Raw genomic sequence first — 13327 nt, 5'->3', positions numbered from 1 at the left:
ATGAATACGGTTACAGTTGTGCTGCCAGCACGTCTTCCAGGCTCTGCTGGTCAACGGCGAACTGACGAATACCTTCAGCCAGTTTTTCTACCGCCATAGGATCCTGATTATGTTCCCAGCGGAACTGGGCTTCAGACAGCGGAGCAGGCTGGTGGAAAGCTTCGGTTGATGGCTTCAGCTTGCGTTCAACTGGCGCATCGCTTGCCTGCAACTCTTCCAGCAGGTTCGGGGAAATAGTCAGGCGATCGCAGCCTGCCAGCGCCAGAATCTGCTCCGTTTTACGGAAGCTGGCACCCATAATCACCGTGTTATAACGATGCTGCTTGTAGTAGTCGTAGATATTACGTACGGACACCACGCCTGGATCCTCATCCACCACATACGGGTCAAGAGGCTTACGGGTGTTGTACCAGTCGTAGATACGGCCAACAAACGGCGAGATCAGGAATACGCCCGCTTCGGCACAGGCACGAGCCTGGGCGAAGGAGAACAGCAGCGTCAGGTTACAGTTGATGCCGTTTTTTTCCAGCTCTTCTGCGGCGCGGATCCCTTCCCAGGTGGAAGCCAGCTTGATCAGAATACGTGAACGGTCGATACCGTGATCTTCATACATTCTGACCAGTTTCTCAGCCTTGGTCACACACATACCACGATCGAACGACAGGCGTGCGTCTACTTCAGTCGAGACACGGCCCGGTACGCTTTTCAAAATTTCTAAGCCCAGATTGACGTTAACTTTGTCGCTGGCGTTGATGATTTGGGTCTCTTTACTGCCGCCCTGTTTTTTGGCGTAGTCAATAGCGTCGGTGATCAGGTGCTTATAAGATTCGAGGCTGGAGGCTTTCAGGATCAGAGATGGATTGGTGGTGGCATCTTCCGGGTGGTAATTACGAATAGATTCGATATCGCCACTGTCTGCCACCACGGTGGTGTACTGTTTTAATGCGTCTAGCTGGTTCATCTCATGACTCCTTGATGTGCAATCTGCAAAGCGGATTATGACCGCGTTGGGCAACGGGATTGCCCTGGCTTTTAAGCCAAAAATCCGCTGAAAGCCTTAAATATTCACAACGATTTTTCATAAGGCCTGCTGCGGATTCCCGACACGGTGGTAGGTTCTCAGGCCAAACATTGCATCAGACGTCCTGGGATGGGAATGCGTTTTCTCTGATTGTTGCAATGGGTTAGCCCAATGACTCAGGTTTGCGCAAAGAAAAAATGCCGCATCTGAAAGTGTAGCACCTCTTCAGATTTACGTGACGGCGCGCACGACGCCGCGCCGCTTACGCGTAATAATCGTCGCGATTTTGAATGGTTAACTCTTTGTTAATACTTGTTTTTATTTAATCTTGCCCTCTGAAAACCAGGAATTTAACCTGGTGTTAACGGTAACAAATTTCGGCAGTTTCAGCCTCATTACGTAACGTTAACCTGCGGCTGTTGTCCTTTTTACCGGGGCTGAACAGCAGCATTTAACCCGCAGCCGCTGAACTATGGGCTGCTTCAAGTTTTTCCCGGCGCTCACCTTTTATGCTGTTGCGGTTGTACCTTCCTGCCAAAACGAAAGGATCATGCTAATGGACGAACAACTGAAGCAGAGCGCGCTCGATTTTCATCAATATCCGGTTCCTGGCAAAATTCAGGTCTCTCCAACTAAACCGCTGGCGACGCAGCGCGATCTGGCGCTGGCCTATTCGCCAGGCGTGGCGGCACCCTGTCTTGAAATTGCTGCCGATCCGCTTGCCGCACACAAATATACGGCGCGCGGTAATCTGGTCGCGGTGATCTCGAACGGAACGGCCGTACTGGGATTAGGGAATATCGGCGCGCTGGCAGGAAAACCGGTAATGGAAGGCAAAGGGGTACTGTTCAAGAAATTCGCCGGTATCGACGTATTTGATATTGAGATTGATGAGACGGATCCCGACCGACTGATTGAGGTGGTGGCGGCGCTGGAACCCACATTCGGCGGGATTAACCTCGAAGATATTAAAGCGCCGGAATGTTTTTACATTGAAAAAACGCTGCGCGAGCGCATGAACATTCCGGTATTTCATGATGACCAACACGGCACCGCTATTATCTGTACGGCAGCGGTGCTAAACGGACTGCGCGTAGTGGAGAAAAATATCGCCGATGTGCGACTGGTGGTATCGGGAGCGGGCGCATCCGCCATCGCCTGTATGAATCTGCTGGTGGCGTTGGGAATGCAGCGCCACCATATCGTGGTCTGCGATTCCCGTGGCGTAATTTATCAGGGCCGCGAAGCAGATATGGTGGAAACCAAAGCGGCTTATGCTATCCCGGACAACGGAAAGCGCACGCTGGATGAAGTAATTGCTGACGCGGATATCTTCCTTGGCTGTTCAGGGCCGGGCGTGATGAAGCCGGAAATGGTCAAAAAAATGGCGCGTGACCCGTTGATTCTGGCGCTGGCCAACCCGGAACCGGAAATCCTGCCGCCGCTCGCAAAGGCTGTACGTCCCGATGCGATTATCTGCACCGGACGTTCCGATTACCCAAATCAGGTCAATAACGTGCTCTGCTTCCCGTTTATTTTTCGCGGTGCGCTGGATGTCGGTGCTACGGCAATCAATGAGGCGATGAAACTGGCGGCGGTACAGGCGATTGCGGAACTGGCGCTGGCAGAACAGAGTGACGTGGTGGCCTCCGCTTATGGCGATGAAGAACGCTCTTTCGGGCCCGATTATCTGATCCCCAAGCCTTTCGACCCGCGGCTGATTGTACAAATCGCGCCCGCCGTCGCTAAAGCAGCCATGGCGTCGGGCGTGGCGACACGTCCCATTCACGATATGGATGCCTATCGCGAAAAACTGGGAGAATTTGTCTACAAAACCAATCTGTTTATGAAACCCATCTTTACTCAGGCACGTAAAGATCCTAAACGCGTGGTGCTGGCGGAAGGGGAAGAGGCGCGAGTCCTGCATGCTACGCAGGAGCTGGTCACGCTGGGATTGGCGAAACCGATACTGATTGGTCGCCCTAATGTGATTGAGATGCGGCTGAAAAAGCTCGGGCTGAAAATCGAGGCGGGAAAAGATTTTGAGGTTGTGAACAATCAGTCCGATCCGCGCTTTAAGGCCTACTGGAACGAATATTATCACATCATGAAGCGGCGCGGGGTGTCGCCGGAGCAGGCCCAGCGCGCGGTTATCGGTAATCCAACGCTTATTGGCGCAATCATGGTTCATCGCGGCGAAGCCGATGCGCTGATTTGCGGCACTATTGGCGATTATCACGAGCATTATGACGTGATTGAAAAGCTGTTTGGCTTCCGGCAGGACGTCAAAGTGGCGGGTGCCATGAACGCGCTGCTGCTGCCGAGTGGCAATACTTTTATCGCCGACACTTACGTTAACGAAGATCCCACGCCCGAGCAGCTGACCGAGCTCACGCTGATGGCGGCAGAAACGGTGCGGCGTTTCGGTATTGAACCTAAAGTGGCGCTGCTGTCACACTCCAGTTTTGGCACGTCCGACGGTCCCGCCGCCAGTAAGATGCGCCAGACGCTGGCGAGGGTGCAGGCGCGTGCACCGGAACTGGAAATTGATGGCGAGATGCATGGCGATGCCGCGCTGGTAGAAAGTATTCGTCAGGATTTGATGCCGGACAGCCCGTTAAAAGGCGCTGCTAATATCTTGATTATGCCTAACGTGGAGGCCGCGAGGATCAGCTATAACCTGCTGCGGGTCTCCTGTTCGGAAGGGGTGACAGTGGGGCCGGTGCTGATGGGCATCGCCAAACCGGTCCACGTGTTGACGCCAGTCGCGTCGGTGCGGCGTATCGTCAATATGGTGGCACTGGCGGTGGTGGAGGCACAAACGACCCCGTTATAAAAGGTGAGCAGGGACATGGGGTTTCTCACGCCAGCACGGTGTTAGCCGCCTGAGGGAAACCCTGTCTTAATACCTGCTTAACACCCTGTTTTAAATAGGTTTAAATCCACTCTTTAACCGGCAGAAAATCGGTATAGAGCGCCGCTTCCGGCGTACCCGGCTGCGGCTGATAGTCATATTCCCAGCGAACCAGCGGCGGCATCGACATTAAAATCGATTCGGTACGTCCGCCGGTTTGCAGACCAAACAGCGTCCCGCGATCCCACACTAAATTGAATTCCACATAGCGGCCGCGACGGTAGAGCTGGAAATTACGCTCACGCTCGCCCCACGGCAGTGCTTTACGACGCGCAACAATCGGCAGGTAAGCTTTCAGAAAACCTTCGCCGACGGCTTGCGTAAAGCGGAAGCTGTGATCGAAATCGGGCGTATTCAGATCGTCAAAGAACAAACCACCAATGCCGCGCTGCTCGTTACGGTGTTTAATAAAGAAGTAGTCATCGCACCATTTCTTAAAGCGAGGATGCACCTCTTCACCAAATGGCTGACAGAGATCGAACGCGGTTTGATGCCAGTGCACCGCATCTTCTGTAAAGCCGTAATAAGGCGTGAGATCGAAACCGCCGCCAAACCACCATACCGGATCGGCTCCCGGCTTTTCGGCTATAAAAAAGCGCACGTTGGCATGACTGGTGGGGATATAGGGGTTTTCAGGATGGATCACCAGCGATACGCCCATCGCTTCAAAGCTACGGCCAGCCAGTTCCGGCCGGTGCGCGGTGGCAGAAGCGGGCATCCGATCGCCGTGAACATGGGAAAAATTTACGCCGGCCTGCTCAAACACGGCACCGCTACGCAGCACGCGGCTACGTCCACCGCCGCCGCCTTCACGCGTCCAGCTGTCTTCTTCAAAACCGGCCTTGCCGTCAGCCTGCGCCAGCTGCTGGCAAATCGAATCCTGTAAACCGAGCAGAAACTGCTTAACCTTAGCGATATCGGGTGCGTTCATGAGATAACCTGGATAACAAAAAATGACGCGCGAAGTATACGCCAAAACGCGCGGGCTGGGTCGTCGGTTATCAATATCCGCCGTGAGAAGCAACAGACATCAGCCGGGACGGCGGTTATTCGCATCGAATTCGGTGAAATAACTGTTGATACCGTCAACGATAGCGCTGGCAATCTTGCGACGGAACGCTGTCGTGCCCAGTAAGCGCTCTTCGGACGGATTGGTAATAAATGAAGTTTCTACCAGCACAGACGGAATCGACGGCGACTTCAGCACCGCAAAAGCTGCCTGTTCGGTATGCTGACTGTGCAGATGATGCACCGGACGGATCTGATTCAGCACGTGTTTACCCAGCGTCAGGCTGTTCTTGATCGTATCGGTTTGCACCAGATCAAACAGTACCTGTTGTAGATAATGATCTTTCTGCGCCACTTTTACGCCGCCCACGTCATCAGCCGCGTTTTCCCTGTTGGAAAGATAGCGCGCCATGCTGCTGCTTGCGCCGCGGTTAGAGAGGGCGAATACCGATGCGCCGTTGGCATCCGGGCTGGTAAAACCATCGGCATGGATCGACATAAACAGGCTGGCGCCATGCTGATGCGCAATTTCGACGCGTTCGCCCAAAGGGATAAAATGGTCGCTCTCGCGGGTGAGGCGCGCCTCAATGTGCGGATGATCGTTCAGTAAGTCGCGGATGTGGTTAGCAATCTCCAGCACCACATGTTTCTCTTCCGATCCTTCTTCGCCAACCGCGCCGGAGTCAATGCCACCGTGACCGGGATCGATCATCACGATCTTCTTGCCGCTGGCAGACGGGCCGTGAGTTTTCCCATGTGGCCCTACGGTTTTGAGCGGCGATTCTTTGGCTCGAGCCGGTTTATTGGTTAATAAAGCCAGCGCCAGGCCAGAGAGCAGCAAATGGCGACGGGAGGTCAGCGGAGTCATCGGGCCTTTTTTCATTACAACATCCTCACAGCACAAAGTGCTTAGTGTTATATCGTAACAGTCACGTAACGGCGAGAACGGAACTATTTCAACCTCTTACTTTTTATTGCAGCAGGCTAACGGCGTGTCCAGTTGTGTTAGCGCTGCTCTGCCACCAGGATAGCCATCGTGTCCGGCTCCAGCGCCCGAAACAGATGCTCCCGATCGGCCGGATAAGAAATATAATCGCCCGGATGCAGTTCAACAGGTGAAGCGGTCAACCCGACCAGCGCCCGGCCTTTGGTTAAGATTAAATGCTCAACCGATCCGATGGGATGCGGACTGGAAAGCCGGTCAGAACCCGGCTGGGTCAAAAGCAGATAAATATCGCGCCGCGCGCCAGGTGGACAGGTAGCAAGCAAAATCGCTTTATAATCAGCCAGCTCTGCGGTGACCATTGGCCCCTGGCCACAACGAATAACCTGCATTTTATTCACTTCTGGCTCCAGTAGCCGCGCGAAGGGAATATTCAGCGCGGCGCACAGCGCCCACAGGGTTTCAAGACTCGGATTACCATTACCCGCCTCAAGCTGGGATAGCGTCGATTTTGCCACGCCAGCCCGGCGTGCGACTTCAGCCAGAGAGAGACCGGCCCGCTGGCGTTCCCGCAACAATCCCCCTGCAACGATATCGATAGGTTGAGACAAAAGCAGTTTCCTTTCGCTATAACGAACGATCGTTCGTCTTGTAAATCATATTTTAAGCGTTCATTATAACGTTTTATCGTTCGTTATGGGATGGAGTTATGGCGCTTTACCGCCCGGCGTTAAGCCGAAACGTGGTCAAGGCTATCGTGCTGGTTTGCCTGGCCGACAGCCTGGTCGGACTCTCCTATGGCTCGCTGGCCATCGCCGAGGGCTTTCCTTTATGGGTGCCGATGGCGCTCTCCACAATGGTGCTGGCCGGGGCATCAGAATTTATGTTCATTGGTATTGTCGCGGGCGGCGGAAGTCCGTTAATGGCCGCAGCAGCCGGTTTACTGGTCAATGCGCGGCATTTGCCTTTTGGCATCGCGGTGAAAGATTTGGTTGGGCGTAAAGCGGCCAGCTGGCTTGGATGTCACATTATGAATGATGAAAGCGTCGTCTTTGGCATTTCGCAAACGCATCAGGCACAGCGTGTTGCCGCTTACTGGTTTTGTGGTCTGGGTATTGCCCTGTGCTGGCCGTTGAGCGTGCTGGCAGGGGCGTCGATTGGACAGTTGATTCCTGATACCCGCGTCATCGGGCTGGATGCAGTTTTCCCGGCTATTTTAATCGCGCTGATTTTTTCGGCGCTGCAAAAGCGCCGTGTGGCGATACCTGCCGCCGTCGGCGCAGTTATCGCGCTGGCCACGGTTCCGTTTGTGCCGGCCGGTATGCCGATCCTTTTTTCACTGTCAGGCCTGTTTGCCTGGAGGCATCGTCAATGACACAGTCAGTTATCGCGGGCATTGCTTTATTGGCGATCGGCACGTTTGCCATGCGTTTTGCGGGCTATAAGCTGGGCGAACGGATGCCGCTCTCTGAGCGTGCGCGAACCCTGTTAGCCGATGCGGCTATCCTGCTGCTGCTGGCCGTTGCCGCAACGTCCACTTTCTACGAGGCTGGCCGCTTTGCCGGATACGCTCGCCTGACCGGTGTAGGGGTTGCTCTGTTGCTGGCGTGGCGAAAAGCGCCGCTGATTGTCGTTATTATCGCCGCTGCCGTCGCGACGGCGGGAATGCGCTATGCCGGAATCGCCTGAACCGGCGGTTTTGCGCCATTTAATGGCTAACCGATCTTGGCACTGGCGGAAGAAACCGTGATAATCAGCAAATTATGGTTAACATCTGGGGCAACGCCATGGAAATTCGCGCATTTAGCCAGGACGATTTTGAAGAAGTTATCACGCTGTGGGAGCGTTGCGATTTGTTACGCCCATGGAACGATCCTGAAATGGATATCGAGCGTAAGCTCAAACACGACCCGGACCTGTTCCTGGTCGCCGTGGTTGGCGGCACCGTGGTGGGTACGCTGATGGGCGGTTATGACGGCCACCGCGGCTCGGCCTATTATCTGGGCGTGCATCCTGACTATCAGGGACGGGGCTTCGCCAACGCATTGATTAATCGTCTTGAGAAAAAGCTGATTGCCCGCGGCTGTCCGAAAATTAACGTAATGGTGCGCGAAGAAAATGACGCCGTGCTGGGGTTTTACGAGAAGCTTGAGTATGAAATGCAGGATATCGTGTTGTTAGGTAAGCGTCTGATTGAAGACCGTGAATACTAAACGACTTCGCACCTTGATGATGCAAAACTATACCCCCGATGATTTTGACGCGAAGGGCCAGCTGAAATTACCGCTGGCCTTTTGGGCTGTGCTGCTGCTCCAGGCGCGTACCTGGCTGCTTTTTGTGATGGCGGGTGCCTCAAGGGAACAGGGCGCGTCGCTGTTAGCGCTGTTCTATCCTGACACCCAGGCTTTTTGGATTGGGATGGGTCTGGGCGTTCCTGCCGCGCTTGGTCTGCTGTTGACCGGCTATCGTCAGCGTTTTCCCCGGATCTGGCAGGCGTGGCGTTGGGTGCTTTGCCTGACGCTGGTGGGCATCCTCGCGCTTCAGGCTGTCAGCCTGTCGCTGGATGATGAAGCGGCTTCGCCTGTGGTTATCTTGTTGACCGGTTTTGACCTTATTGCCCTGATCTGGCTCGGGTTCAGCGTGCGTTTACGGGACTGTTTCAATCCACGACTGAACGGTGAATAAAACTTTTTGCCCGAATGGCACTCCAACACTCAATTCTTATCGTCAGGAGCCGTAATGAAAATTGTTCGTCCGTTAGCGGTAGCCGCCGCTTTAATGCTGGCTGGCTGCGCCAGTTCAGGTACTGCGCAGGAAACCCACAGCGGCGCCACCTGGTGGAATCCACTCACTTATTCCTGGTCCAGCCTGTCGCCCTGGCACTGGTTTGGTTCATCAACAGAGATAACCGAGCAGGGCGTAGGTGAATTGAATGGCAGCACGGCCATGAACGAGCAGGCGATCGGTGATGGGCTAAACGGCGACTATCAGGTGCGGAAAGGTATGCGCGGAGAAAACGGTGGCGTGGTGACGTTTTTCCAGGCGATGGATGGCAAACAGGTAAAGGTTGAAGTGACGGGCGAAGCCACCGTCAGCCGCATTGACGTCACCGACGATGCTATTGCCACTTCTTCCGGAACCAAAATCGGCACGCCATTCAGTGACCTCTACAGCAAAGCCTTCGGTGCCTGCCAGAAAGGTTCAGGAAGCGATCGTAATGGTGTGGAGTGTCAGGCACCGGGCAGTCAGCATATCAGCTACGTTTTTACCGGCGAGTGGCATGGCCCGGAAGGGCTGTTGCCGTCAGACGAAGCATTAAAAAAATGGACCGTCAGCAAGATTATCTGGCGTAAATAAAGGTTAAGCTTCAGCGGCGCACACAGCCGCTGAAGCAACGGCTGCCTGCGTTGTACCATCGGGTAATAGCATCAAAAGCGAACGTCCCTTCTTTGCGCATAAAATGCGCGCCTAAATCTGTTCTCTGCATAACCAATTCCAGCGGCTTATAGCTTTTTAAACTTCTAAATCACCAAACGGTATATAAAACAGCTACTGCTTTTCGTGTGGTTATAAATAAACTGGGTGCTTCTCGGGCCACAGGCCGGGCCATCTGTCCAGGATGAACGATAATGACCACATTGAAAAAACGCTTCAGCGGTGCCGTTTTCCTGCTGTTGGCCGGGTCAGCCCAGGCAACAGAGCTGTTAAACAGCTCCTATGACGTTTCCCGTGAACTGTTCGTTGCCCTGAATGCACCTTTTGAGCAGCAGTGGGCAGAGCAAAATCAGGGCGATAAATTGACGATAAAGCAGTCGCATGCCGGGTCGTCAAAGCAGGCGCTGGCGATTTTGCAGGGTTTGAAGGCGGATGTTGTCACCTATAACCAGTTTACCGATGTCCAGATACTGCACGATCGCGGCAACCTGATCCCGGCCGACTGGCAAAAACGTCTGCCAAATAACAGTTCGCCATTTTATTCGACCATGGCCTTTCTGGTTCGCAAGGGGAATCCAAAGCACATTCACGACTGGCAGGATTTGGTCAAAAGCGATGTAAAGCTGGTTTTCCCTAACCCAAAAACCTCCGGTAACGGACGTTATACTTATCTGGCGGCCTGGGGAGCGGCGAACAAAGCTGATGAAAACGACCCGGCTAAAACAGAACGTTTTATGCAGCGTTTTTTGCAGAATGTGGAAGTGTTTGATACCGGCGGTCGCGGTGCAACGACAACGTTTGCTGAACGTGGACTGGGCGATGTGTTAATCAGTTTTGAATCTGAAGTTAACACCATCCGTAACCAGTACGCACGGCAGGGTTTTGAGGTCATTGTGCCCGAAACCAATATCCTGGCTGAATTCCCGGTCGCCTGGATCGACAAAAACGTGGCGGCTAACCAGACGGAAAAAGCAGCAAAAGCCTATCTGAATTATTTGTACAGTCCTGAGGCGCAGAAAATCATCACTCATTATTATTACCGCGTAAATAATCCTGAGCTGATGGCGCAGCAGAAAGATCGTTTCCCAACGGTCAATCTCTTTCGCGTGGAAGAGACTTTTGGCGGCTGGGATCGGGTTATGAAAACGCAGTTTGCCAGCGGTGGCGAGCTGGATAAGTTGTTAGCAGCGGGACGTAAGTAATGTTTGCCACTAAAAGTAAGCGCGTGCTGCCTGGTTTTGGCATCAGCCTCGGCAGTAGCCTGTTTTTCACCTGCCTGATTTTATTACTGCCAATCAGCGCGCTGCTGATGCAGCTTTCCCAGATGACACTGGCACAATATTGGGAAGTGGTCACTAACCCTCAGGTCATGGCCGCGTACAAAGTGACACTGATTTCTGCGGGCGTCGCGTCACTTTTCAACGCCTTTTTCGGCATGCTAATGGCGTGGATATTAACGCGCTATCGTTTTCCGGGACGTGCGCTGCTGGATGGCCTGATGGACCTGCCTTTTGCCTTGCCGACCGCCGTGGCAGGGCTGACGCTGGCCGGGCTGTTTTCGGTAAACGGCTGGTACGGGCAGTGGCTGGCGCAGTTTGATATCAAGGTTTCTTACACCTGGCTGGGGATTGCCGTGGCGATGGCCTTCACCAGCATCCCGTTTGTGGTACGTACGGTACAGCCGGTGCTGGAAGAGTTGGGGCCGGAATACGAAGAGGCCGCTGAAACCTTAGGCGCGACGCCGTTTCAGAGCTTCCGTCGCGTGGTGCTGCCTGAAGTGGGCCCGGCTCTGCTGGCGGGAACGGCACTCTCTTTCACCCGCAGCCTCGGCGAATTCGGCGCGGTGATTTTTATCGCCGGTAACATCGCGTGGAAAACGGAAGTGACCTCGCTGATGATATTTGTCCGTTTGCAGGAGTTTGACTACCCAGCCGCCAGCGCAATTGCCTCGGTGATTCTGGCCGCTTCGCTGCTGCTGCTGTTTGCGATTAATACCTTACAGAGCCGCTTTGGCCGTCGTCTTGGAGGTCAATAATGGCTGATGTGACTGAATTTAACGGAGTAGGGCGCAGCCGCACCAACTGGAGTAAATGGCTGCTTATCGCCACCGGAATGATTATCTCCCTTGGCCTGTTGGTGGTGCCGCTGATTGCTATTTTTGCCAGCGCTTTCTCCGAAGGCCTGATGGCAACGTTCAGCAACTTGCAGGACGGCGACATGCTGCACTCAATTTGGCTGACGGTGCTGATGGCGCTGATTACCGTGCCGGTGAACCTTGTGTTCGGCACGCTGCTGGCCTGGCTGGTAACACGCTTTACCTTTCCTGGCCGTCAGCTGTTATTGACGCTGTTTGATATTCCTTTTGCCGTGTCGCCGGTGGTAGCAGGGCTGATGTATTTGCTGTTCTGGGGCATCAACGGTCCGGCAGGCAGCTGGCTGGATGCGCATAACATTCAGCTGATGTTCTCCTGGCCGGGCATGGCGATGGTCACTATCTTCGTTACCTGTCCGTTTGTCGTACGCGAACTGGTGCCGGTGATGCTGAGCCAGGGTAGCAATGAAGATGAAGCGGCCGTGCTGCTGGGTGCGTCCGGCTGGAAAATGTTCTGGCGCGTGACATTGCCGAACATTCGCTGGGCGCTGCTGTATGGGTTAGTGCTAACCAACGCCCGTGCAATAGGTGAATTTGGTGCGGTCTCGGTGGTTTCGGGATCGATACGCGGCGAAACCTATACGCTGCCATTACAGGTTGAGTTACTGCATCAGGACTATAACACCGTGGGCGCTTTTACCGCTGCCGGACTGTTGACCCTGATCGCGATAGTTACACTGTTTCTGAAAAGCGCGCTGCAATGGCGACTAGAACGCCAGGACAAGCGTCTTGAGGAGGGGAATCATGAGCATTGAAATCAGTAAAATTAACAAATCCTTTGGCCGGACTAAGGTGCTGAACGATATTTCACTGGATATCCCTTCCGGTCAGATGGTTGCGCTGCTTGGGCCGTCAGGTTCCGGGAAAACCACGCTGCTGCGGATCATCGCCGGTCTGGAAAGCCAGAACAGCGGCCGTCTCAGCTTCCATGGCAATGATGTGACCTCGCTGCATGCGCGCGATCGTCGCGTCGGCTTTGTTTTCCAGCACTATGCGCTGTTCCGCCACATGACCGTGTTCGACAACATTGCCTTTGGTCTGACGGTGTTACCGCGTCGCGAGCGTCCTTCTGCCGCCGCGATTAAAGAAAAAGTGACCCAACTGCTGGAGATGGTGCAGCTGGGCCATCTCGCTAACCGCTATCCGGCACAGCTGTCGGGCGGCCAGAAACAGCGTGTCGCTTTAGCGCGTGCGCTGGCGGTAGAGCCGCAAATCCTGCTGCTGGATGAGCCTTTCGGTGCGCTGGATGCGCAGGTGCGTAAAGAGCTGCGCCGCTGGCTGCGTCAGCTGCATGAAGAATTGAAATTCACCAGCGTCTTCGTCACCCACGATCAGGAAGAGGCGATGGAAGTGGCAGACCGCGTGGTGGTCATGAGCCAGGGCAATATTGAACAGGTGGGAACGCCTGATGAAGTCTGGCGCGATCCGGCTACCCGCTTCGTGCTGGAATTCCTCGGCGAGGTGAACCGCTTCGACGCCGAAGTCAATGGTTCTCAGTTCCACGTTGGCGCGCATCACTGGCCGCTCGGCTACACGCCAGCGCATCAGGGCACGGTCGAACTGTTCCTGCGTCCGTGGGAGATTGACGTCAGTCGCCAGAGCAGTCTGGAAACGCCGCTGCCGGTACAGGTGCTGGAAGTCAGTCCTCGTGGACATTACTGGCAGCTGGTGGTGCAGCCTTCCGGCTGGGGCCAGACTCATGAACCCGTCACCGTGGTGGTGGAAGGCGACCAGACCGCGCCGATTCGCGGCGAGCGTCTGTTTGTTGGTTTGCAGCAGGCCCGACTTTATAAAGGCGAAACTCCGCTGCGGCAGGTTGCCTTTGCACAAAGCGCCTGATATGTTCTGGCGGAA

Annotated in this window: 14 protein-coding genes; 10 read left to right on the top strand and 4 right to left on the bottom strand. The window is 54.5% G+C overall.

The features are described 5' to 3' along the window. Positions 1-10 precede the first annotated feature (10 nt). The gene (gene tal, locus AAGQ96_RS15600; RefSeq protein ID WP_147199131.1) at positions 11-961 is read right to left on the bottom strand and encodes a transaldolase; all 951 of its coding nucleotides are present in this window, start codon (positions 959-961) and stop codon (positions 11-13) included. A gap of 616 nt (positions 962-1577) precedes the next feature. Between tal and maeB the strand changes: the two genes are divergently transcribed. Beyond that, the gene (maeB, locus tag AAGQ96_RS15595) at positions 1578-3857 is read left to right on the top strand and encodes an NADP-dependent oxaloacetate-decarboxylating malate dehydrogenase (protein ID WP_342754002.1); all 2280 of its coding nucleotides are present in this window, start codon (positions 1578-1580) and stop codon (positions 3855-3857) included. 100 nt (positions 3858-3957) lie between these two features. On the opposite strand, the gene hemF is transcribed toward maeB, so the two are convergent. From hemF to AAGQ96_RS15580, 3 genes are all read right to left on the bottom strand, one after another. Further along, positions 3958-4866 carry an oxygen-dependent coproporphyrinogen oxidase gene (hemF, locus tag AAGQ96_RS15590; protein ID WP_147199129.1) on the bottom strand — a complete coding sequence of 303 codons (909 nt, stop codon included), beginning with the start codon at positions 4864-4866 and terminating at the stop codon, positions 3958-3960. A 99-nt stretch (positions 4867-4965) separates the two neighbouring features. Next, positions 4966-5826, bottom strand: a complete 861-nt coding sequence (amiA, locus tag AAGQ96_RS15585) for an N-acetylmuramoyl-L-alanine amidase AmiA (RefSeq protein WP_342754001.1) — start codon at positions 5824-5826, stop codon at positions 4966-4968. Between the two features lie 122 nt (positions 5827-5948). Beyond that, on the bottom strand, positions 5949-6497 hold the full coding sequence (locus tag AAGQ96_RS15580; protein WP_147199127.1) for a helix-turn-helix domain-containing protein: 549 nt from the start codon (positions 6495-6497) through the stop codon (positions 5949-5951). A gap of 98 nt (positions 6498-6595) precedes the next feature. On the opposite strand from AAGQ96_RS15580, the gene AAGQ96_RS15575 reads away from it, so the two are divergent. From AAGQ96_RS15575 to cysA, 9 genes are all read left to right on the top strand, one after another. Beyond that, on the top strand, positions 6596-7261 hold the full coding sequence (locus tag AAGQ96_RS15575; RefSeq protein WP_342754000.1) for an AzlC family ABC transporter permease: 666 nt from the start codon (positions 6596-6598) through the stop codon (positions 7259-7261). Beyond that, positions 7258-7575: an AzlD domain-containing protein gene (locus tag AAGQ96_RS15570; protein ID WP_342753999.1), complete on the top strand. Its 318-nt coding sequence runs from the start codon at positions 7258-7260 to the stop codon at positions 7573-7575. The genes AAGQ96_RS15575 and AAGQ96_RS15570 overlap by 4 nt, the downstream gene beginning before the upstream one ends. 98 nt (positions 7576-7673) lie before the next feature. Next, positions 7674-8099 (top strand): GNAT family acetyltransferase, encoded by a 426-nt coding sequence (locus AAGQ96_RS15565; protein ID WP_147199124.1) that lies wholly within the window; start codon positions 7674-7676, stop codon positions 8097-8099. A 16-nt stretch (positions 8100-8115) separates the two neighbouring features. After that, complete coding sequence (locus AAGQ96_RS15560; protein WP_342755576.1) at positions 8116-8571, top strand: DUF2919 domain-containing protein; 456 nt, start codon at positions 8116-8118, stop codon at positions 8569-8571. A 54-nt stretch (positions 8572-8625) separates the two neighbouring features. Further along, positions 8626-9243 carry an RpoE-regulated lipoprotein gene (locus AAGQ96_RS15555; RefSeq protein WP_147199123.1) on the top strand — a complete coding sequence of 206 codons (618 nt, stop codon included), beginning with the start codon at positions 8626-8628 and terminating at the stop codon, positions 9241-9243. A gap of 272 nt (positions 9244-9515) precedes the next feature. Beyond that, positions 9516-10523: a sulfate ABC transporter substrate-binding protein gene (locus AAGQ96_RS15550; protein ID WP_342753998.1), complete on the top strand. Its 1008-nt coding sequence runs from the start codon at positions 9516-9518 to the stop codon at positions 10521-10523. Beyond that, a complete protein-coding gene (gene cysT / locus AAGQ96_RS15545; protein ID WP_147199121.1) occupies positions 10523-11356 on the top strand; it encodes a sulfate/thiosulfate ABC transporter permease CysT in 834 nt (277 codons plus the stop codon). The genes AAGQ96_RS15550 and cysT overlap by 1 nt, the downstream gene beginning before the upstream one ends. Next, the gene (gene cysW / locus AAGQ96_RS15540) at positions 11356-12228 is read left to right on the top strand and encodes a sulfate/thiosulfate ABC transporter permease CysW (RefSeq protein WP_342753997.1); all 873 of its coding nucleotides are present in this window, start codon (positions 11356-11358) and stop codon (positions 12226-12228) included. The genes cysT and cysW overlap by 1 nt, the downstream gene beginning before the upstream one ends. Beyond that, the gene (cysA, locus tag AAGQ96_RS15535; protein ID WP_147199119.1) at positions 12218-13312 is read left to right on the top strand and encodes a sulfate/thiosulfate ABC transporter ATP-binding protein CysA; all 1095 of its coding nucleotides are present in this window, start codon (positions 12218-12220) and stop codon (positions 13310-13312) included. Before cysW ends, cysA begins: the two co-directional genes overlap by 11 nt. Positions 13313-13327: the final 15 nt, after the last annotated feature.

The sequence above is a fragment of the Pantoea sp. MBD-2R genome (assembly GCF_039134845.1).
Lineage (GTDB): Bacteria > Pseudomonadota > Gammaproteobacteria > Enterobacterales > Enterobacteriaceae > Erwinia.
This window is presented reverse-complemented; position numbering and strand designations above follow the sequence as displayed.